Origin of the sequence: Entomobacter blattae (assembly GCF_014672835.1) — a bacterium.
Lineage (GTDB): Bacteria > Pseudomonadota > Alphaproteobacteria > Acetobacterales > Acetobacteraceae > Entomobacter > Entomobacter blattae.
Genome location: NZ_CP060244.1, coordinates 1,453,780 through 1,475,606 on the forward strand (window position 1 = coordinate 1,453,780; position 21,827 = coordinate 1,475,606).

A 21,827-nucleotide genomic window follows, 5' to 3' on the forward strand; every position below is an offset into this window, starting at 1 on the left:
TGGCAATCATAAGTAACCCGACAGGGGCTGGCAAGGTTTTTGCATCGATTTATCGTTCTGAATTTATCTTTCCTGGGCTTATCTTTCTGAATTTATCTTTTACGGGAACCAGGTAAGGATGACGTCGAAACATTTTGGGGTTTATCTTTTCTCAAGGGCATTGGTCTGAAGGGCATGGGAAATCTTAAGGGTATCGGAAAAAATATTATATAAGACTACACGCAGAAATGTAATGGGACAATATTGCCCTTATTTTATATTTTTCTTATCTTAGTTAAAAGCCTTGAATGCTTGTTTTGTTTTAGAGGGTTCATCTCCTCAAGACAGAACAGGAAGAGAGAGGGTGAGGTATGTTGATGCAACATAATAACGTTTCCCGACATTCTTTGTTAGAGCAGGCTGAACAAGCCCTTTATGATGGGAATGCCGAGCTGGCTGAAGAGTGTTTTAAGGAATTTGCCCGCTTTTTTCCGCAAAAGGGAGAAGGCTGGTGCGGTCTTGCCTGGCTTGCCTTACAAGCAGGCCAAAACGAAATGGCCGTAGCCCTGGCCTCTCGCGCAGTAGAGCGTGACCCACAATCTGCCTATTATATTGTGCTGGGCCAGGCTCTGGAACGCGTGGGCCATGTTCAGGAAGCGGAGGCCGCTTTTGTTCTGGCAACAACCGATGACCCCCAGAATGCCGAGGCTTTTTTTTCTTATGGTTTATTTCTCTTTGCTCAGGGCCGTGTGAGTGAGGCAGAAAAAATGTTACGCCATGCGGTTAACCTTGCCCCACAGGAAAAGCGCTACTGCCAGGGTTTGGCCCGTTTTTACCTTGATACCCATCAGGTTGCCCCCGCGTTGGAGATTTGGGAGCATGCCGTAAAACGTTTTCCGGAAGATGTTTCCCTCCAGCAGGAATATGCCACCTTGTTGGGGGCTTTAGGGCGCACTCAGGAAGCTCTGGAAGGGTTACACAGGGTGGTCAAATTGCTGCCAGAGGATGCCGCAGCCCTTTCCAACCTTGGGGCAGGCCTTTTTGCAGCCAATTTGCACGAGGAAGCGCGCAATGTTCTGGAACGGTCATTGCAGATTAAACCCAATTCACCAGAAGCTCTTTCCAATCTGGGTTTGGTTTTTATGGCCCAAGGGTATCTGCCTGAAGCAGGAATGATGTTTGAGAGAGCGGCTAAGCTGGCACCGGGTGATGAAAAGATCCTGCTGAATTATGCAACCCTGCTGACCGATATGGGGCAAAAGCCAAAGGCCACCCAGATTTATACCCATATTCTGGAGCGGTTTAAGGAGACAGAAAACCCCATTGCCCATCAGGCCCAATTTAATCTTTCCACCATTACTCTTTCTGAAGGGAAAATGGCGCAAGGCTGGTCTGGTTTTGATGCGCGCCGCTTCCTTCTAGGGAGTGCCCCCCAGAGTGTGCCCCTGCCCGAATGGGATGGCAGTGCTGATGAGACCGCAACCATATTGATTATCCCTGAGCAGGGACTTGGCGATTTTATTCAGTTTTTACGGTATATTCCCTATGCCAGTAAACGGGTAAGGCTGATTGTAGAAGTGCCATCGGCATTACTGGGCCTGGTTCGCTCTTCTACGGCCCTTAAGGCCCAGTTATGGAAATCGTGTCAGTTTATTGAGCAGGGAAGTTACCGCTATGGGGCTACAGCGCGGGTAAACTTATTGAGCTTGCCTTATGTGCTCAAACGGTTTTCCGTTCCCGATTTTTTCCCCTATCTTGGCAATGCTAAGGCCTTGGGGCAGGAATGGGACTCGGGCATGGGGGGCTATTCTGCCAGTAGGGTAAGCCGCCGCTCCATGCGGTTAAGGCAGCGCTTGCGGGTCGGTATTGTATGGGCAGGTAGTAGCACGTATCGATTTGATCGGCGACGTTCCATTGCTTTTGAGCAGTTTATTCCATTGCTGAAAGAGCAAAATGCTGTGGAGTGGTGGTCTTTACAATATGGAGTGGGCGCAGATTTTTTTGCTCAGCATGCTCCTGATGTGGCCATCAAACCCCTCCAGTCTCGGACCATGGCCCAAACAGCAGAAATCATGACCGGGCTGGATCTGATTATTTCTGTTGATACAGCCCTTGTACATCTGGCAGGGGCTATGGGCCTGCCAACATGGTTGCTTAATCGCTTTGGGGGAGATTGGCGGTGGTCGGCTCCATTCTGGAATGCAGATGGTAGTAGCGTATGGTATTCTTCTCTGAGGCACTTTACCCAGATGACTTACCAGCCTCCAGAAAAGGCGTGGACTGAGCTTTTAAAAACTCTTTCAAATTCTTTAACAGAAAGGGTTGGCAATTTTTAGGTGTCTTTTACGCCTGTTAAAAATTGACGCTTGTAAAAAAAGAAAAGAGATCAGATGATCTGAAATATTTTCTACAACAGTATTCAACTACAACAGTATTCAACTACAATAGTTCAACAAACTTGACTCGACCTGAATATCCTCTTTATTCGAATTATCGACTTTCTCGAGAAGAGTTTCAGCCTGCCCACCCTCCATGGGGAAAACATCTTGCAAATTTAGGGCGGGGCGATATCAGGCCTAATAGGAAAAATTTTATAGGAAAGATTTTTAGGAGGGTACGTTGTGAGGGGGGGTAGTTTCTGCCGGAGGTGTTGGCAGGGTTGCTTCAAACCACTCCTTACTGTTTCCTTCGGTTGTCTTTTTCTCGGCACGGTCTAGAATCTCTAAAATACAGGAGCGGATATGCTCAAGCTTTTGGCTATCTGTAATTTTAAGCCCAAAAAGGTCTTTGACGTAAAACACGTCTACGGCGCGCACCCCATAGGTTGTGATATGCGCTGAAGCGATTTGAATGCCCTGCCGGCTGATGGCCTCTGTAACATCAAATAATAAACCAGGCCGATCGCGCCCATTCACTTCTATAATCGTATAGGTGTTAGAGGCGGAATTGTCGAAGACGACACGGGGGGGAACGAGAATGGCCCGCATACGTTTGCCCATATGCCCAACACCTGATTTTGCAATTTCACTGCGAATGTCAATTTTCTGGCTTAAGGCCTGTTCAATAAGGGTATGGAGTTTTTCCAGCCGGTAGCCATCCTCTAAAGGGGAATGTTCAATATTTTGTACCCAAAATGTATCAAGGGCCATGCCATTTGTCATGGTGTGGATACGGGCATCGACAATACTGGCCCCCACCAGGGCCAAGGCCCCTGAAATGCGGGAGAAGAGCCCGGAATGGTCAACCGTATAAATGGTAATTTCCGTTACCCCTCGTGCAGGAAGATGCTGGGCCTGAATGGTAAGGGGCTGCTTGTTATGTTCGGCCTCAATAATAATAGAGGCGTGACGCAGATGGGTTTCCTGATCGAAGGAGAGCCAATAACCCGCATAGCCTAAATTGAGGAAAGTAGAGATATCGCTCTCAGAAAAGCCTTTTTCAGCAAGGAGCTCTGCGGTGGATTGTTTAGCCTGGGTTACGCGTGTATCTCGCTCGGTCGTGGCCATACCGCCTGCCAGAATCTCTGCCACCCGGTTGTAGAGTTCTTTCAGCAAGGTGGCCTTCCACGCATTCCAAACTCGGAGGTTAACAGCCTTAATATCCACTACGGTGAGAATGAATAATAACCGTAATCGTTCTGGCGATTGAATGGTATCAACCAGGTCGAGCAGGGTTTTGGGGTCGTCAATATCGCGCTGAAAAGCCGTATGGCTTAGAAGCAGATGGTGGAGAACCAACCATGAGACGGTCTCTGTCTCCTCGGTGCTAAGGCCCAGCAGGGGGCAAATCTCCAGGGCCATTTCTGAGCCCAACACAGAATGATCTTGTTTATGGCCTTTCGCAATATCGTGCAAAAGAACGGCTACATATAAGGCTCGTCGGGATTGTGAGTTTTTAGCAAGTTCATGGGCAAGGGGGGTTTCTTCTGCCAGCTTGCCGTTTTCAAGCTGGTTAAGAATATGAAGAGCCTTGATAATATGTTCATCCACCGTATAGACATGGTAGGTGTCAAACTGCATTTGCCCTACGATATGGCTCCACCCGGGAATAAGCCTGCCGAGGACACCCGTTTCATTCAGAACATGCAGCCAGTAGGCATTTTCTGTCACTTTTTCTTTATGGGCGTTATCATTGAAAGGGGAAGCCCCATTTTGAGGATGATTCGGCTGGGGAGGGAAGTCGTGGGAGGAATTTTTGGCAATGGCCGGCATCTTCAAAGGGGGGCTGGTATGAGGGCGTTTATAGGAGGGGTGTCCGCTACGCGCCTGTTCTGGCGCAGGCCCACATAAAAGGTTAATAAAGATCTCAGAAGCCTCTTCATTACCCCGTAAGGTCATGGCCCTTCTCTCCCAGCGGATAATTTCCTGCAGGGCCATAGGGTGGATCTCTCTTTTACGTTTTTGGGCACAGTTGAGCAGCCTGAGCATCATAATGGGGTTAGTATCAAAAGAAATACCGTTTTTTTGCATAATCATGCCGTCAACCATCATGAAGCCAGCATCTTCTAGGGCTGGGTCAGAAAGGCCAGGCTGGGTTGTGGGGGTATAAACCTTACGGATAATGGCCGGCTCAATAACATGGGTCAGGCGCATAACCTCTCGGGCAGTTAGGAAGTAATGGCGCATGAAACGTTCTACCCCAACCTGGCGTCCATGGCGGGTATACCCCATACGGCTGCCAACAACGGGCTGCATATCAAATGTTAGGCGCTCTTCGGCCGTACCGGCAACATAATGAAGGTGGAAGCGCACTGTCCATAAAAAATCCCAGGAGCGGCGTGCGCGCTTGGCTTCCTGGGCTGTTAGTAACCCTTCGGTCACCACCTTTGTTCCCAAGGAGTTTTCTGGGGGGTCTGTATCATACAGGTTGCGGCATAACCAATAAAGGGTTTGCATATCGCGCAAGCCACCACGCCCTTCCTTGACGTTGGGTTCTACCAGGTAGGGGTTATCGCCATAGCGTATATGACGCTGGTAGCGTTCAAGTTGTTTATCGCGGATAAAGTCGATTTCAGTAGGGTTGGAAGAGGTGTAATAGTCTTTGCGGAATTTTTCATAAAGGTTTTTATTGCCATATAAGAATCGCAAATCGAGCAGCGATGTCCTCACTGTGGTATCTCGGGCGGCTTCTTCGAGACATTCTTGGATAGAGCGAGTGGAATAGCCAATTTTAATGCCCAGATCCCATAAGATGTAAAGGGTGTTCTCAATCAGCTCTTTGGTTTGGGTACTGGGAGATTCTTCTGTTAGGAAGAGCAGGTCAATATCACTAAAAGGGGCCAGCATGCCGCGGCCATATCCCCCTATGGCGTGGATGCTGAGGGCCTCAAGGGCTGCGCTATCGTGATGAAAGGATGTGTTTTTTACAGAATAATCAAACAAGGTCTGTAAAAAATCATCCACCAGGCAGGCATGCAGCTTGGCTGCTTCTATGCCAGAGAGCTTGTGGGATTCGAAATTCACCCGAATGGTGTTATGAATCCGCGCCATATGCCTACGAAAAACCTGCAAGGTCTCTTCTCTGTTGGTCTGGCTATCAGTCAGATCAAGAGAATCCAGTTCCTCTTTCAGGGTGACGAGTGTTTGTTTCTGGTCATTGAGTTGAATAGTGGACTGGTGCATGATGAATTATATTGAGTAAATGGAAAACACGGACAGGATTTTGTAAGGATTTATTTTAGTAAGGATTTTAGTGAAAAGGGGTTTTGAATACAGGGCAAAACCTTCTCCCCCTACCAAAGGGGGCTGCGGGGCGATGGTATCATTGGGGCCTGCCAACACACTATCATAGCTCATTAAGTAACGTTTTAAGATGGTAAAGTTCTTCAAGGGCTTCTCGAGGTGTTAAAGAATCGGGATCAAGGGCGGCAACCTGTTGCCTGAGGACATCTTTTGTCCCTTCTTCTGTCCTTTCTTCTGGCCCTTCGGGGGTGTTGTTTGGGGCTTGCGGAAGAATAATCTTAAGAAGGGGTAAATCATCACTGTATATTTGGTACTCCTTTTCTAGTTTTGCAAGGAGTTTTTGCGCGCGTACTACTACAGGTTGTGGTACACCAGCTAGGCGGGCCACATGGATCCCCCAGCTTTTTTCGGCCCGCCCCTCTACTACTTCATGGAGGAAAACCACAGTATTCTTCCATTCTTGTACTTTCATGGTAAAGGGTTTCACCTGTTTAAGGCTGGCGGCAAGTTCAGGTAATTCGTGGAAATGGGTCGCAAAAATGGTGCGACAACCTACAATATTATGGATGGTTTCCAGCACAGCATAGGCAATGGCTAGGCCATCAAGGGTGGCGGTGCCTCGGCCAATTTCATCAATCACTACAAACGAACGTTCAGTGGCTTGGTTAAGAATGGTGGCGGTTTCGGCCATTTCCATCATAAAGGTAGAACGTCCCCGCGCCAGATCGTCTGAAGCCCCGACTCGAGAAAAAATGCGGTCTACTATACCCAATTCCACCTTTTGGGCCGGAACAGGCAGGCCAGCCTGAGCTAGAATAACGGCCAAGGCGGTTTGTCGTAAAAAGGTAGATTTGCCCGCCATATTGGGCCCGGTGAGAAGCATAACATGTTGGGCGGCATTGAGGTTGCAGTCATTCGGGGCGAAACGTTCTGCCTTTTGTAAGGCTTGCTCTACAATAGGGTGCCGGGCCTTTTCGAGCACAAAGCGTGTGTCGTTATACATTTGTGGGCATGTCCAGCCCGGTTTAAGCGAAAGGCTTGCACAGGAATAAAGTACATCCAGTAAGGCAAGTTTTTCAATCGTATCGGGCAGGTTTTGGTGATAGATACTTTCTTCTACCAATTTTTCGAATAGGGCACTTTCATAGGCTTGGGCTTGTTCGGTGGCTTCAGCAATCTGCTGGCCAAGGGCAATAAGCCGCTCTGTTGAGAAGCGCGCTAAAGAGGCCGTGCCTTGCCTAAGGATAAGTTCGGGGCGCTCTTTAAGGTGGCGGGCAGCAGTGGCAGGGGCCTCAAGCACGTACCCCAACTGGGCATGATAGCGTATTTTTAGGGAAGAAAGGTTATAATGCTCGGCATATTCAGCTTGGAGCTGGCCTAAAATCTGGCGGTTATTGTCACGTAGTTGTCGGTAATCGTCCAAGGTTTTGTCGTAGCCCTCGGCAATAATTCCCCCTTCATCAAGGCGGGCAGGCAGGTTGCGGGCCAGGCTTTTTTCCAGTAGGCTGCTTAGGTCTTCGGCCTGGGTCAGGCTTAGGGCGATATCGGCCAGGATGGGCGGTGGCGGGGTGGTTTGAAAATGCACCTGAAGAAGAAGGGCGAGCGAGCGGCTCACCATAAGCCCATCGCGTATGGCGCCCAGATCACGGGGTTGTCCACGTCTGAGTGAAAGGCGGCTCAGGGCCCGGGCCATATCGGGCAGTGTTTTAAGCTTGCCCATGAGCTGTGGTAGGAGGTCTTGCTGCGCTGCCAGAGGCGTTGTCAGAGCCCCCCACCCTGCCTGACGGGCCCGGATGGCCTCAATATCCGTTATAGGAGAAGAAAGCCAGTTGGCAAGCAAGCGTGCACCAGCTGCCGTACGGGTGGCATTGACACAGGCAAAAAGGGTAAAGCGCGTTTCGCCCTCACGGGTTTGAAGAATATCCAGGCTGGCCCGTGTGGCAGGGTCTATGCCCATAATCGTTTTGTCTTTTTGAGACAGAGGGGTAAACAGCCGCGGTATTTTCCCTGCCTGGGTGCGTTTAATATAATCCACCACGCAGCCAGCGGCCATAATCTCCTCATGGGTAAAATCCCCAAAGGATTCCAGTGCCAGGACATTGAAATGCTCAGAAAGTTTCTGCCGAGCCTGTTCAAAGGAATAGGAGGAAGGCTCAAAGGGTGAAACAGAAAGGGAGTCTGACAAGGTAAGGGTAGGAGGGGCTAAAATCTCTGCCGGTGTGAGGCGGCCGAGCAGATCGTTAAGGTTTTTATAGGGGAGAGAGGTGGTCTCGAAACTGCCGGTGGAAATATCCGTCCATGCGGCTCCAATGGGGGTATCTTGCCTAAGGGTTGGGGGTGTTTTGCGGCTTGTGGGGCGCGTGGAGAAAATAGGGTAAAGTGCTAAGAGCAGGTTGGTTTGGGTGGGGTTAAGCAGTTCATCTTCAATAAGGGTGCCGGGGGTGACTATGCGTACCACATCGCGCTTAAGCGGACCCTTGGCTTTTGTTTTAACCCGTGAGAGGGCCGTTTCAACTTGTTCTACAATCGCAACGTGGAATTTTTTTTTCACCAGTTTAGGCAAATAAGAGGCGGCCTGTTCGGCGGGAAAGCCACACATGGGAATAGGCACACCTTGGTGTTGGCCTCGGTGTGTAAGGTTAATTTCCATAATGGGGGCGGCCAACTCGGCATCTGCAAAAAAAAGCTCGAAAAAATCACCCATTCTAAAAAATAACACGGTATCGGGGTATTGGGCCTTAATCTCAAACCATTGGGCCATAGCTGGCGAGGCCCCATCCGGTGTAGGAATTACGGGAACTTCCAGCTGAGGGGAGGAAGAGGAAGGGGCGTTTTCGGTTTCTGGGTTTTGATCAAGCATGGGTGTTTGGAACAGATCCATAGTAAAAATTTGCTTTGTGAGAGATCATACCGCGTTTTTGTTTTTTTTCACCTCTTTTTAACCTTATTAACGACTTTTTTATAAAAGGTTTGAATTTTGATAACTCCTGCCCATTGTAAGATAATACCATATAGGAGGGCTCCTATAGCGATCATGCCGCCTAAAAGGGTAGCCCGTAAAAGGGAGTGGCCGGTTTTAAAGAGGGTGGCTGTTTCGTAAGAAAGAATGAAGAGCACAATTCCCATGGCCAAGCTGGCAGCTGCCATGAGCCCGAGCTTGCGAAGAAAGGGTTTATCGGGTGTGAGATGGTTTTTCCTGAGCAGAATACCTGCCAGGATAAAGCTATTGCCCCAGGCGGCAAGGCTGCTGGCCAAAGGGGGGCCAACATGGGCCAGAGGGCGCATGAATAAAAGGTTGAGGATAAGGTTAAGGGCCAATGTGGCCATTCCTACCTTAACAGGGGTTGCGGTATCTCCCCGGGCAAAAAATGCCGGAGAAAGTACTTTAATCATGACGAAAGCAGGGAGGCCTAGGGCATAAGCCTGTAAGGAATGCGAGGCTAGCAAGGCAGCATTGACGCTGAAAGCCCCATGCTGGAAAAGAACGGCCATGATGGGGAAGGCCAGAAAGATTAGCCCTGTGCAGGCGGGTAATGTCAGGCCCATGGCATAGAGCATGGCCGTATTCTGGGTCTGTAAGGCCTGTTTGGTGTTATTTTGGGCCAGTTCCTGCGTTAAGAGGGGCAATAAGGTTGTGCCCGCTGCTGCTCCCAATACTCCTAAAGGGAGTTGGTTAATCCGATCGGCAAAATACATATAGGACACACTGCCTGTGGGCAAAAGGGTGGCAATAATGGTATCGACTGTAAGGTTAAGCTGGGTAATGCCGCTGCCAATAAGGCCTGGCATCATTTTACGAAACAGCGTTTTCAGCTTTTCATTCAGAACTGGGAGTGTTGGCCATAAGGGCATGGCGGCTCGTTGAACAGCAAAGAGAAGAATGCCCAGCTGGATAACACCAGAAAACGTCACCCCCCAGGCTGCGGCCATAGCTACTCCGCCGACATAGGGCGAGAGAGAGACAAGGGCGAATATGCCCACCACATTGAAGGAAACATAGGCTGCTGCCGCGATGCTGAAATAGTGCAGGCTGTTTAACACGCCAGAGACCAGCGCTGCGGCACAGATGAGAACAAGGTAGGGAAATGTTATGCGGCTGAGTTGTACGGCATAGCCAAACCGGCCGTTATCGCTTCCAAATCCTGGGGCGATGATCTGGATAACCCCTGGCATAAAAATTTCGCCCAGGCAGCAGAATATGCCTAGGCAAAGGAGCAGCATGGTTAAGGATTGCCGTGCAAAGAGATGAGCACTTTCTTTTCCCTCCTTTTTGAGGATGGTCGAGAATAAAGGCACAAAGGCAGCGTTAAAGGCGCCCTCTCCAAAAAGCCTGCGGAACATATTAGGCAAGCGAAAAGCGACCTGGAAGGCATCCTGCAAGGGCCCCACCCCTAAGAAGGCTGCCAGAAGTTGATCACGAACAAGCCCAAGTAGCCTGCTAAGCATAATCCAGCTGCTGACGGAAAAAAAGCCTTTGAGCATAATGGTTGGCCTTAGAAGGATATGGCAGGTGAACCCTGCCAAAAAGGGCAGCATAAACCTATAGCGGCTTTAAGGGGAGGGTAGCACGCTAAATTTGTAGACAAAACTGGTCAGGGGTTAAAATCAGGGGCTAAAAATCGTAGATGGTTTTTTCCAGGGCCATAACGCATCTTTTTGAAACTGGCGGGGTGAGGCTTGTAAACCAAGTGGCAAGCTGGCCTTGGCGGTTGATGATGTATTTATAGAAATTCCACCGTGGAAGAGAAAGTAGGCCCCCTTGTTCTGCCAGCCATTGAAAAAGGGGGATGCGCCCATTCCCCTTGATAGGAGATTTGGCAGCCATGGGAAAGCTTACCCCGTAATTTTTATGGCAGAAGGCTGCAATCTCTTTATTATCAGCGGGTTCTTGATGGCCAAATTCGTTTGATGGAATTCCAATAACAATCAGGCCTTGTTTTTTATAGCGGCTCCATACAGCTTGTAGCCCTTCATATTGGGGGGTAAAGCCACATTTAGAGGCCGTATTGACCAGCAAAAGAGGATGATTTTTATAATCACCCAGAGTCAGGGAGCTGCCATCTAGTGAGGGAAGAGAAAAATCATAGGCTGTTTTGGTTTGCATGGTCTTTTTAATGAAAATGTTCTTAATGAGGTTGTTCGTAAAAAAGAAGAGATGAAAGCAAATGGTCCATTGGCCAGCCAGGCTTCAGGGATGAAAAGCCGTGCGGTCAAAGGGTAGTCCTGGTAGAGCCAATATAACGAAGTGCGCGGAATTTTATAACATCAAGATGGTAGAGGGCTTCATGGTTGTTTTTTCTCGCATTGGCTCAAAAGCTCTTTTTGATATACAAAATTTTAAGAAGGGACAAAAGATTTTTTTAAAGACTTGTCAATTTTTAACGGCTTGTCAAAAAGAAGAAAACATTAAAGAAGAAGACACGACTGGGAGTGTTGGCCATAAGGGCATGGCGGCTCGTTATAGAGTTATTTGAAGCATGCGAAACATCCACCATAATACCCAGATTATTCATGTGCTGAATCACTTCTATGAGTGAGTGTAATAAGTCAGTCTGTATGAGTGTATAAGTTTGTATGAGTGTGCGTGTCAGTCAGTCTGTATGAATGCACGTGTCAGTCAGGAAATATGCAAATGTTAAGAGTAGGGCGCTCTTTGTCTATTCTTCCTATTCTGCCTTTAGGGGACGAGCAAAAAGGGCTTTAATACTATCCTCAACGCTAATACCCCCGTTGAGCACTGCACAAATGGTTTGGGTAATAGGCATATCTACACCATATTGCAAAGCCATAAGTTGGAGGGCTGGGGCAGTATAGGCCCCTTCGGCAACAGTTGTATGCTGGGCGAGGTAATCTTGGGGGGTAATTCCTTGGCCAAGGGCAATGCCTAAGGAATAATTGCGAGATGATGGCCCTGTACAGGTTAATACCAGGTCGCCAATCCCAGCCAGGCCATAGAGGGTCTCTACACGCCCTTCCATGGCGATGGTGAGGGCTTTAAGCTCATTAATAGCGCGGCTAATCATGGCAGCCCGTGCGTTATCGCCCAGCTTGGCTCCATCCAGGATGCCTGCAGCAATGGCAAACACATTTTTGGCCGCCCCGCAAAGTTGCACGCCGTTGGGATCTGTACTGGTGTAGAGACGAAAAAACTCAGAAGACAGCGTATAGGCGATTTGGGCGGCAAAAGCACTATTGTGGTGGGCAATAACGCTGGCGGCTGGTAAGCCTTGGGCGATTTCGCGGGCAAAGTTAGGGCCAGAAAGCACGGCAGCAAGGGCTTTAGGGTGAATGCTACTGACAATTTTGGAAGGAAGATCCATAGAGGGATTTTCTATTCCCTTACAGCAGATAACATAGGGTTTCTCGTGTGGGAGATGGGGGAGGATACTGCGTAAAGCCTGTAAGGGCATAGTGAGAAGGTAAAGCTCTGCTTCTTGAACCTCAGCAAAATCGCTGGTGACAGTTATGGCTTCTGGAAGGATAAATTCGGGCAAGCGTGGCATACGTCGCTCGACTTTAACGCTATTATTGTTGGCGGCCTTCATGAAGGGGGGCGGAGTGCGTGACCAGAGCTGGACTCTATTGCCTGCCCGCAAGGCCTGAAGGGCTAGGGAGACTCCCCATGAGCCGGCACCAATGACGGCAACAGTACCAAAGGTGGAAGAATGAGGGGCCATGGGAATATTCCTTGGGTTAGGGAAAGGGGGGGAGGGAGAAAAGGAAAAGGGTTTTACAAAACCCCCTGTTTATAGGAGGAATTGGGCTTTAAGGGGAGAAATGCGAACAAGAGGAATCCTGCCAGGACAAGGGAAGACAGAAAAGGGGAGACAGGGAAGGGAAGAGGAGAAGGATTTTACAAATGGTTTGCATCATGTTTCCACCTGGCTTGGCTAACCAAATTGTGGGCAGTTTTGGTAGCATCTGTAGTAGAATAAGTATCAAGCAGTCTTTGTGCAAAAGCATCTGACTGTTTTTCTGAAAGGATGTTAAGTGTGAGACTGAAAGAATGTTCAGTATGAGAGTAATTAAGGATGTTAAGTGTGAAAGCAAGTGATGAAAACAAAGAGCCATTACCAGTTTTGACCCCAGCTTTGGCCTTGGAGAAAGAGGGTAGAGAATAAAGAGATGAAGGGTTTCTGCAGAAAAGTGCGGAAGGAAGCATAGAGAATAGAAGTGTAGAGAATAAAAGCTAGGCTGAAAAACGCTGGCGGAGTTCTTCTAGCGGCCATCGGGGGCGGGGGCGAGCGGCCATTCCATCCCGATCGGCTAGCTTTATGCCTTTTTTTTGGGCTGCTTGCCATATCTCCTGGGCACACCATGCAACCATGACGGCATTGTCTGTGCACAACCGTAACGGGGGGGCCATAAAGGCCTTGTTGTGGCGTGCTGCCAGATCTGCCAGTGTGGCGCGTATGGCCATGTTCGCAGCCACCCCACCAGCGGTAACTAGGGCGGTGGCCTGGGGGAACAAGGCTAGGGCATGGGTTAGTCTGTCCTCAATGGTGTGGGTTACGGCATATTGGAAAGAGGCTGCAATATCAGCAGCCATTTGGCGGGGGAGGGGGTCATGACCATATGGCATGAGAAGATGGCTTACACTGGTTTTTAAACCTGAAAAGGAAAAATCACACCCAGCTCGTCCCACCATGGGGTGGGGGAGAGGATAGGCTTTGGGGTTTCCCTCTTTGGCCAAGGCTTCAAGAGCTGCACCACCTGGCCAACCTAATCCCAGCATTTTGGCAACTTTATCGAAAGCCTCACCTGCGGCATCGTCAACCGTGCCGCCCAGTTTTCGATAGTCCCCTATTCCTTTCACGGCAATGCACTGGCAATGCCCACCAGATGCCAGAAACAGCAAGTAAGGAAAATCAACCCTGGGGGTATGCCTGAGGGTATGGGGCAAAGGCAGGCGCGGGGTAAGAGCGTGGGCTTCTATATGATTAATGGCGATAAAGGGTTTTTGCCATGCCATGGCCAGGCCCTTGCCCAGGGTGCTGCCGACAATGAGGCCACCGATTAACCCAGGGCCCGTGCTGGCAGCAATAGCAGTGAGCGATTCTACCTTAAGGGCTGATGCCGCAAGGGTCTGTTCTAACATGCTCGGCAAAAGGGAGAGATGATTACGAGCTGCTATTTCTGGAATAACCCCTCCAAAGGGGGCATGCTCCATTTGGGAAAAGACCTGTTCTGCCAGGATGGATCCAGCAGAATCCACAATAGCGCAGGCTGTCTCATCGCAGGATGTTTCAATGGCCAGAATAATAGGGGCTACAGCCATAGGGGGAGAGGTAGATTGTGCAGAGGAGGAGGATGAGGGGGAAAGGGGAGTGGCATTTGGCATGGCTTTTTTGGGATCCATATTTTATATAAGATGTATTTTTTATATAAAATTTATAAATTAAGGCCTTTTAGGAAGAACAGCGTTTGTTTTTTGGGTTTTGTTTACCCAATAGGTACTGTATATAAATCCTTTTGAATTTTCTTTCTATTATAGCATAATCATGTCCTCATCACCAATGTCTGCAAAAAAAATCTCTTCACAGGATCGTTTTCCTGAAAGCGAAGCGCTTCAAAAGGTGGCCGCTGCCGCTATGGAACGCCAGCTTAGGAAAGAGCGAGAGGTTGTTCAAGGCCATAATAAGAAGATTTTACCCTTAAAGGTAGGCACGCGTGCCTCGCCTTTAGCGTTGGTGCAGACCCGTAATTTTTTAACGATTCTTACACGATTTTGCCCGGTTTTACGCAATATGGGGGCTTTTGAAGAGCACCAGATTAAAACCACAGGCGATACTGTGCTTAACCGCCGTTTGGCAGAAATTGGGGGAAAAGGGCTTTTTGCTAAGGAGATTCACGAAGCGTTGCTGCGTGGAGAGGTGGATTTTGCCGTCCATAGCCTTAAGGATTTAGAAACTGAGTTGCCCGATGGGTTAGTGCTCGCTTGCACCATGAAGCGTGAAGATGTCAGGGATGCTCTTATTCTGGGGCCAGACCTGTATAATATGGATTTTGAAAACCCTTTTGCCGCTCTCCCGCAGGGGGCTGTGGTGGGTTCGTCTTCTGTTCGGCGGCAAGCCCAGCTTCTTCATGCCCGCCCGGATCTAAAATTCACCCTGATCAGGGGGAATGTGCAAACCAGGCTCGATAAGTTGGCCGGGCGAGAATGCCAGGCCTCGCTATTGGCGATGGCCGGGTTGAAACGGCTTGGGCTGGAAAGTCGGGCAGATTTTCCACTTGATCCCACTCTTATGGTCCCTGCGGCAGGCCAGGGCATTGTTGGCATTACCGTCAGGGCCGATGATATTGAGCTGAGGGAGCTTCTGGCAGCGATTGAAGATTACGAATCCCGTGCGGTGATGACAGCAGAACGGGCTTTATTGGCCGAATTGGATGGGTCATGCCGCACTCCAATTGGGGGATATGCCCAGTTAATGCCGCTGGTTTCTGGTGGGGAGCCACATCTCCACCTGACTGGCCTTGTGGCCCGCGAGGATGGCAGCTTCCTTCTCAAACGTTCCATCAGTGGGGCTATTGAGGATGCAGAAAAAATGGGCCGACAGCTCGGGGCCAGTTTGCGGGCAGATAGCCCTGCGGATATTTTTACAGAATAAGGGGGGTGTTACATTTATGATCGTTTAGGTGAAACATGATCGTTTAGGGGAATATAGTTTAGATAAACATCATAGTTTAGATAAAAAGGGCTTGTCACTCTAGAGTGTGCTTTTTTGGGTTTTTGCGAGCAGTATGTTGAGTTGTAGTTTAGAGTAGGCGTTGTTGGGAGAAAGAATTCGAGATATTCTGCCTTAAAGTGGGCTTATGATCAAGATTGGCAAAGTTTGGGCTTGTGTTTCAGCAGGAATTTATTGGTAAAAAATAGCCTCTCCTCTCCTTATATGGTGAGAATATGGTGAGAACCATGAAAGCGGCCCTCAAAAGCCTGCCTGTTGAAATTGAAGAAATATTGAAATTGAAGAAATAACTATCATCTTTAGGGACCTTTCATAGCCAGATTATTCGCCATGTAATCCTCAAATCTTATACCGTCCTTTATCGTATTTGGCTTGGCCTTGGCTCGTGAGGTGGGGGATTACGGTAAAAACATTAGAAATTATGGGGTGTTCAATGTCTTTCTTGTACCCATAGGAATAGTGCCCCAGGCAATGCCCAGGCCTGGTTATACTTATAAGGCCTTACACGGTCAGGCGGCTTCCTATTTGCGCCATGGTCGGTTGGGGAGTAAGGCATTTTTTCGGGGGCCTTTCATTAATTGCCTTCGTGGTGTTTGCCGTTAGCCAAAGAAAACCAAATTTCTGCAACAGCTAGTGCCCGTGGGGTGGAGGAGTATGGTTCTGTTATTTTCATTGTAGGTACCCTGCTCCATTATACAGAGGCTCTCTCCTTGCGCAGCTTAAGCTTTAAATAGAGGCAGGGTATAATAGACCTCTGCCTCTTTTATTATGGTAAAGGTGGTTGCTCATTATCAACAGGCCAAGGCAAGGTTTTATTCTCCTTGTTAATTGTCCTCCATCTTGAACGATTTGACTATATTAGGTGTCGCTGTTATGGGTGTTATCACCTTGGGGGGCTTGTTTTCTTGTTTTCTGCTTGTCGCCCTGTACCGCCAGCACTTTATTACTCCAGATGCAATGATAAAGCCTGTATTATTTCTTCCACCATCTAGGGCCGTTATCGGTTCATAAAGGCACGCGTTTGGCATAAGGTGAGCAATATCGTTTGTGGGGATATAAGGGGGATTTGAGAATATCACGTCAAACTTCTCTGTTATTTCCCTGATGTTATGGTTTGTTTCTTTACCAGCCATACAAGCAGTGCCCTTACATTGATCAATCTATTTTTGCTTGTGCTTTTGAGGTTTTCTGTTGTGGTCTAACTGTCATCCACCCAAAAAGCATAAAGTATTTTTGTTTTTTAGCCCTGACAGCTTAGTAAATAGAGTTTTTTTTATATTATTCGAAAATCTTCTCTTTGAAAGTAGCTACCCAAAAGAAAGCTAACCAGAGGACAGCCGATCAAGTGAGCATCACTTCTCAAAGATTGGCTGAAGACCACCTCAAAACCACGCACCCCAGAGTGCTCCAGAAGTGGGCTGCCAGAGTGGGCCAGAGTGGTCTAGAGTGATCCAGAGCGAATGCGAGTATTGAGGGCAGGTTTTGGATGTGGATTTCTTGCAGCTCTTGGTTATGCAGTCCTAGGTTATGCAGCTCTGGGTTATGAGGAGGAAGATTTACTTGGCGGGTCAGGCAGGGAAGCGAAAAGATTCTCTATGTCCTCTACTGTCACCATAAAATGGCTACAAGCGTAAAGATGATTGATTTGAGCATTCTTCGTAGCCAGGGCTATAGCCGCCTCTGAAATATCCGTTCCTGCTTGTTGTCTGAGTGAGAGATAGCCGCATAGGTTGCATCATTCATAGAAGATCAATTCACAACCTTAGGCTGAAAAAACAGTAAGGGCCTTTATGGGGTTGCTTGTACCATATGGTTCTTGCGCATTGGAGATTTTTTAATCGAAGGAGAGCTCATCTAGATACGGCATGGCTGATTGCGCACCAGGTTTGGTCACTGCCAGGGCAGAAGCCTTTATCGCTCGTTCAATGGCTTGGTTTAGGGGATAGGTTTTCTGGAAAACACTAAAGGCTCCGCAAAAACAATCCCCGGCCCCAGTAGTGTCGCCAGTAGTGTCGATAGTATTAACCTTCGGAGCGGGCAGTTATTTTACCTGTTTTTGGTCTAGACTGTAAAGAACGCCTTTCTCTCCGTACGTCATAATCATACGTGCAGGGCAAGAGAGAATGATCTCTTCTGGTGTTTGGGTATGATATTGGGCCAGGGAGAAAATTTCGTGCTCATTAGGAATAAAATACGAAATCAGAGAGCCGATCCCTACGAAAAATTAAAGAGTCCTCCAAAAAATTAAAATGTAGGGTAGTTTGAAATAAAAGAGTTATGAATCCCCTTTCCTGAAAAGAGAGGATAGTATGGTATGATTCTCTCTGAAGGTCAGGGTTGTTCGATGGGGTTAGTATCTCAGAGAAGCAGGCGGAAAAGCCAAAGAGGACGGCCAGAGAGATGGCTAAAGAGATGGCCAGAAAAGAAAGTATGGGTATGCGCAATAAAGTTGTTATTACACGCCCCAGGCCCGGCCTAGAGGAAACGGCCCTGCAGGTTAAGGCCCTAGGTTGGAAACCCCTTTTGGCTCCCATGCAGGTTTTTGCCGAGTTGTTTGCCCCTGATACTCTTTTACCCGCCAACCAAGATTTACTACGGCCTTCATCTGGTGAAATGTCCAGAATGAAGCCTAACCTACAAATGGGAGAGCCTCCCTCTCAAGAAGCTTTCCTTTTAAAGGGAGAGGGATTACAGGCCCTTCTGACAGGCGTTCAGGTTATTCTGGTAACCAGCCGGCAAACAGTACGTTCCCTTCATCGTCTTTGGCCTGCGGCGGTCGAGAAAAATATTCCCCTTTTTGCTGTGGGAGAGCAAACCGCCCAAGAGGCCTTGGCTTTGGGCTTTTTAGTGGTCAAAAGTGCTGCAGGCACGGCAAAGGATTTGGCCTTGTTATGTACAGCCTTGTTGAAAACTGATCAGGGGCCACTCTTCTTGGCCTCCGGGAAGGGGGAAGCTGTTGATTTAGCCTGTAACTTACATAAAAACGGGTTTTTGTGTATTCATTGCCCGTTATATGAGAGTAGGGAAGTAGAAAACCTGCCAGAAGACTTTTTTCCCAGTTTTTGGCATGGAGAAATTGCAGCCATCTTGTTTTTTTCCGGAAAAGCCGCCCAGATTTTTAATATGTTTCTAAGGAAGGGGATAGAGGAGGAAAGGAAAAGAATTCCCCCTTCCTGGTCCCCTGATACCGTGGGAAGAAAGAAGGTTCAAGGCATACAAACGGATTTTTCCGTGAGAGGGGAAGAGGAGATCCACCAAATTAAAGCCATAGTCATGAGTGAAAGAATAAGAAAAATTGTGCAGCAATATCCATGGCACCATATCACCGTGGCAAGCCCTTCCACAGCGCAAGAAATGCTTAAGGCATTAGGAGAACATTCACCCTTACACCAAAACTGAAAATAGGCCAGAGCTAGGCCTTGGTGTTTATTATGCTGTTTTCTCTTCTTGTTTTGTCAGCTAGAGCTATTTTTTGAGGTATGGGCGACAATAATTTTTATATTGGCAGCCCAGGGCCGCGTTTCAGGGCCGTGTTTTGGAGTGGCTCAAGGATTGATGCGGCTGATAACAAGATAGGTTTTGACAGCTGACCGTTTTTACAGTTGACCATAGATCAGACTGATAGCTCCTACCCAGAGCAAAGGCGAGAACAGGCTTTGCAGTTTCCATCTGCTCCCCCTCTTCATCCTGAAGCTCAGAAATGATTTCTGTCATAGCTTGGCACGGGATTTCTATATCCTTCCTTTCTATGTCCTGCCATTGATAACAGGAACAGGCTTTGTGGTTGAATGGCTGGCTAGGTCGTAAACTCTTTGTCCCTTTTTCCATGTACCAAGAACACGTCCCTCCATGCCGCGGCCATCAAAAGGGGTATTTTGTGCTTTTCCTGGCAAGATACCAGCAGTAACCTGCCAAATTCGATTAGGGTGAAACAGGCATAAATCTGCATTTTGGCCAGGGCGGAGTGTGCCGGCTTCTATTCCTAATATGCGGGCTGGCCCTACTGTAAGCTTATAAAGCATATCAATCATTGAGATATACCCAGAGTGAACTTGCCCAAGGCTTACAGCTAAAAGGGTTGCTAGACCTGTACCACCTGCTGCTGCCTAGACAAGGCGCAAAGCGTAAAACGAATGGCTTTGCCCATACGATGATGAGGAACTGCGCACAAGTCCCCAGTGATTCTATTGATGTCTAGTCTTCAGTGATGCCCAGTATTCTGGTTACACGTTTCGTGCGCTCTACCTCATCTATAATTTCCATGGCTCTGATCTTGGATTCTGAGCTTGGGCCCTGATTTTGGGGGTACGGCGCTGAACTTTGTTGGGGCTTTAGCTTTAAGGCGCTTTTGAGTTGGTTCTGTTGTATGGAAAGGGTGCCTTTAAACAGGGCACCCTTTTTAACCCTTTTAGAGCTTGAGTGTTTTTGGGGTTTTATATTTGTTACCCCTTTTAGCCCCTTAGGAAAATGACAGGAACCAAAGTGGCTAACTAAGTCTCATAGGAAGAGGGGGATTAGGCTTGGCCTGCTGCAGGCTGCTGCTGAAGCTGGTTACGCTTGTTTTGCCACAGGCTTACAAAATCTACCGGCTGCAGAACAACAGGGGGGAAGCCGCCATCACGGGTAAGGTCACTGAGAATATTCCGAGCATAGGGGAAAATAAGCCTTGGGACTTCTACCAGCAAGATGGGTTCTATCATGTCATTGGCCACATTATTGAGGGTTACTATCGCGCAATAGGTCAGTTCTAAAAGGAAGACTGTGCGCCCTGGTTGGCCGCCTTCTTTTTCAGGGGCCTCGTTGGCTTCGGTTTTTAAAAGCAGGGAAACTTCAAACACCATGGGGGTTTCCTGCAAGCGACTAACCTGCACATCAATGTTAATGGCAATGGTGGGGTTGGTTTTAAGGGAGGCAAAAATCTCCGCCCCAGCAGGGACTTCAAAAGAAAGGTCTTTTACATATTGAAGATTGATAGAAAGAGGAAGAGCCGGGGCGCCTTGTGGCTGGTCTTCTGCCTGGGGGGTGTCTTTGGTGCCTTTTTGGGCATTGGTTTTTGTTTTTTTATCTTCAACGCTCTCAGCTTTGGTATGATCGGGTTTTGTATTATTTTTTTCAGAGTTTGGCATAAAAGATTCTTTCTTAAACTATAAATATCTGAACAAAGCTCTATTCAGTAAAACAAGGGGTCTTTATCCATAATAGCTGACCAAATTGCCAGAAAAAGTTACCAGAAAAAGCACATCTTTATGGAAGTGTTACCTAACCACTGATGTGAACAAGCAAAACAAGTCTCATGTTAACGTTTTTCATGGGTCTGGGTTTGACTGGGAGTTAGGGCAAGAAGAGAATACACCCTTATTTCTCCATTAACCCTACTATGGTAGACCTAAAATGGCTGTTTGTCATCCTCACAGTCGGGGGTGCCCTAGCCTTAAAGACTTTAATTTGATACAAATAACACAAATGTTGAAACTTTTATAGAGTTTTTATATATTTACTCTAGCTGGCAGCTCTGTTTAGGAGTCCTGAATGAAGAGCAAGACATGGGTTCTCCCACAAGGGTTTTCCCTCAGTAGAGAGCAGATTTGAAGACTGGATATGTAATGAATTTTTCCTGGGATCATTTTCCTATAGATATTGTAATATTGGCCGCTATTGCAGTCTTTCTGATCTGGAGGTTACGCTCGGTCATTGGGCGTAATATTGGGTTTGGTTCGCTGTCTTCAGCCCCTTCACCGGGTAAAGCGGCCCCTTCTGCCTTGTTAAGGCCAGCCCCAGCGGCATTACCTGTTAAGGTTGAAAAGCATATTCCTGCCATGGAAAGCCCGCCAGGCCAGATTTTGCTTGAAATTGCACAGCTCGAAAAGGGCTTTACGCCCGCATCCTTTCTGGATGGGGTTGAAATTTCTTTTCGTCGGATTGTCAATGCGTTCGCCGCTGGTGATTTGCCTGTGTTGAAAAATAGCCTTGTCCCCGCAGCTTACGAGGTTTTCTCGTATGCTGTTATTGCCCGTAATGAGGCCCAGGAAACCCAAAAAACAGAATTAAAGGCCATTCAAAGCCTTACCATTACTGATGCCCGTTTAGAACCTGCTCCAGAAATGGGGCCAGATAGGGGGCCAGATAGGGGGGGTGTAGGCAAGAAGGCCCTTATTACCGTTGCCATTGTGAGTGACCAAATTAATATGCAGCATGATAAGGAGCAAAAGGTTATAGCTGGGATAGATGCGGTAACGGAAATTATGGATTTATGGACTTTCGTGCGTGTGCTGGGGAGTCAGACAGCCCCTGGTTCTGCCTCTTGGCTGTTGGAGGAAACCAGCAACGGTTAAACCCATCGGTGGGGTTCTAACCCTCGGATAGGCCCTTTGTAAGGGGGTGTTTGGTGTGGTGTTGAGGGAGAGGGTTGTCAGCCTTTCTCAAGAGTTTGAGTTACGCAAGGGGTTCAGTTTCTGCCCCAGATAAAACAAACCTCAGATAA

16 protein-coding genes and 1 pseudogene are annotated in these 21,827 nt (G+C 48.1%); 6 read left to right on the forward strand and 11 right to left on the reverse strand.

Annotated elements, in window-relative coordinates:
- Positions 1-356: 356 nt before the first annotated feature.
- A complete protein-coding gene (locus JGUZn3_RS06450) occupies positions 357-2,315 on the forward strand; it encodes a tetratricopeptide repeat protein (protein ID WP_203412764.1) in 1,959 nt (652 codons plus the stop codon).
- A gap of 270 nt (positions 2,316-2,585) precedes the next feature.
- Here JGUZn3_RS06450 and JGUZn3_RS06455 read toward each other — a convergent pair whose 3' ends face one another.
- The 4 genes from JGUZn3_RS06455 to JGUZn3_RS06470 all read right to left on the reverse strand — a co-directional run bounded on the left by JGUZn3_RS06455 (position 2,586) and on the right by JGUZn3_RS06470 (position 10,764).
- Positions 2,586-5,600, reverse strand: a complete 3,015-nt coding sequence (locus tag JGUZn3_RS06455) for a [protein-PII] uridylyltransferase (RefSeq protein WP_203412765.1) — start codon at positions 5,598-5,600, stop codon at positions 2,586-2,588.
- 163 nt (positions 5,601-5,763) lie between these two features.
- Positions 5,764-8,421: a DNA mismatch repair protein MutS gene (gene mutS / locus JGUZn3_RS06460; protein WP_238996949.1), complete on the reverse strand. Its 2,658-nt coding sequence runs from the start codon at positions 8,419-8,421 to the stop codon at positions 5,764-5,766.
- Between the two features lie 167 nt (positions 8,422-8,588).
- The gene (murJ, locus tag JGUZn3_RS06465; protein WP_203414845.1) at positions 8,589-10,142 is read right to left on the reverse strand and encodes a murein biosynthesis integral membrane protein MurJ; all 1,554 of its coding nucleotides are present in this window, start codon (positions 10,140-10,142) and stop codon (positions 8,589-8,591) included.
- A gap of 130 nt (positions 10,143-10,272) precedes the next feature.
- Positions 10,273-10,764, reverse strand: a complete 492-nt coding sequence (locus JGUZn3_RS06470) for a glutathione peroxidase (RefSeq protein ID WP_203412766.1) — start codon at positions 10,762-10,764, stop codon at positions 10,273-10,275.
- Between JGUZn3_RS06470 and JGUZn3_RS12645 the strand changes: the two genes are divergently transcribed.
- Together JGUZn3_RS12645 and JGUZn3_RS12445 are read left to right on the forward strand one after the other, a co-directional pair.
- The gene (locus JGUZn3_RS12645) at positions 10,759-10,881 is read left to right on the forward strand and encodes a hypothetical protein (protein ID WP_275402832.1); all 123 of its coding nucleotides are present in this window, start codon (positions 10,759-10,761) and stop codon (positions 10,879-10,881) included. The genes JGUZn3_RS06470 and JGUZn3_RS12645 overlap by 6 nt on opposite strands.
- A gap of 64 nt (positions 10,882-10,945) precedes the next feature.
- Entirely contained in the window at positions 10,946-11,134 is a 189-nt protein-coding gene (locus tag JGUZn3_RS12445; protein ID WP_238996774.1) for a hypothetical protein, read from the forward strand.
- A gap of 192 nt (positions 11,135-11,326) precedes the next feature.
- Here the strand turns inward: JGUZn3_RS12445 and JGUZn3_RS06480 are convergent, their stop codons facing one another.
- Both JGUZn3_RS06480 and tsaD read right to left on the reverse strand, forming a co-directional pair.
- Positions 11,327-12,337, reverse strand: coding sequence for an NAD(P)H-dependent glycerol-3-phosphate dehydrogenase (locus tag JGUZn3_RS06480; RefSeq protein ID WP_203412768.1), 1,011 nt, complete (start codon positions 12,335-12,337; stop codon positions 11,327-11,329).
- 512 nt (positions 12,338-12,849) lie between these two features.
- A complete protein-coding gene (gene tsaD / locus JGUZn3_RS06485; RefSeq protein WP_203414846.1) occupies positions 12,850-13,938 on the reverse strand; it encodes a tRNA (adenosine(37)-N6)-threonylcarbamoyltransferase complex transferase subunit TsaD in 1,089 nt (362 codons plus the stop codon).
- Between the two features lie 223 nt (positions 13,939-14,161).
- On the opposite strand from tsaD, the gene hemC reads away from it, so the two are divergent.
- Positions 14,162-15,268: a hydroxymethylbilane synthase gene (gene hemC, locus JGUZn3_RS06490; RefSeq protein WP_408871734.1), complete on the forward strand. Its 1,107-nt coding sequence runs from the start codon at positions 14,162-14,164 to the stop codon at positions 15,266-15,268.
- A 902-nt stretch (positions 15,269-16,170) separates the two neighbouring features.
- On the opposite strand, the gene JGUZn3_RS12920 is transcribed toward hemC, so the two are convergent.
- Together JGUZn3_RS12920 and JGUZn3_RS12925 are read right to left on the reverse strand one after the other, a co-directional pair.
- Positions 16,171-16,479 (reverse strand): hypothetical protein, encoded by a 309-nt coding sequence (locus JGUZn3_RS12920; protein WP_203412769.1) that lies wholly within the window; start codon positions 16,477-16,479, stop codon positions 16,171-16,173.
- A 701-nt stretch (positions 16,480-17,180) separates the two neighbouring features.
- Complete coding sequence (locus JGUZn3_RS12925) at positions 17,181-17,387, reverse strand: PfkB family carbohydrate kinase (RefSeq protein ID WP_203414848.1); 207 nt, start codon at positions 17,385-17,387, stop codon at positions 17,181-17,183.
- A gap of 359 nt (positions 17,388-17,746) precedes the next feature.
- Here JGUZn3_RS12925 and JGUZn3_RS06505 point away from each other — a divergent pair, with 359 nt between their 5' ends.
- Complete coding sequence (locus tag JGUZn3_RS06505) at positions 17,747-18,745, forward strand: uroporphyrinogen-III synthase (RefSeq protein ID WP_203412770.1); 999 nt, start codon at positions 17,747-17,749, stop codon at positions 18,743-18,745.
- 123 nt (positions 18,746-18,868) lie between these two features.
- Here JGUZn3_RS06505 and JGUZn3_RS06510 read toward each other — a convergent pair whose 3' ends face one another.
- The 3 genes and pseudogenes from JGUZn3_RS06510 to secB form a co-directional block, all read right to left on the reverse strand.
- Positions 18,869-19,060: a hypothetical protein gene (locus JGUZn3_RS06510; protein WP_203412771.1), complete on the reverse strand. Its 192-nt coding sequence runs from the start codon at positions 19,058-19,060 to the stop codon at positions 18,869-18,871.
- Positions 19,061-19,092: 32 nt separating this feature from the next.
- Positions 19,093-19,452: pseudogene (locus tag JGUZn3_RS06515) on the reverse strand (amidohydrolase family protein); the annotation flags it as partial.
- Between the two features lie 408 nt (positions 19,453-19,860).
- The gene (gene secB / locus JGUZn3_RS06520; protein ID WP_203412773.1) at positions 19,861-20,472 is read right to left on the reverse strand and encodes a protein-export chaperone SecB; all 612 of its coding nucleotides are present in this window, start codon (positions 20,470-20,472) and stop codon (positions 19,861-19,863) included.
- A gap of 477 nt (positions 20,473-20,949) precedes the next feature.
- Here secB and JGUZn3_RS06525 point away from each other — a divergent pair, with 477 nt between their 5' ends.
- Positions 20,950-21,678, forward strand: coding sequence for a Tim44/TimA family putative adaptor protein (locus JGUZn3_RS06525; RefSeq protein WP_203412774.1), 729 nt, complete (start codon positions 20,950-20,952; stop codon positions 21,676-21,678).
- Positions 21,679-21,827: the final 149 nt, after the last annotated feature.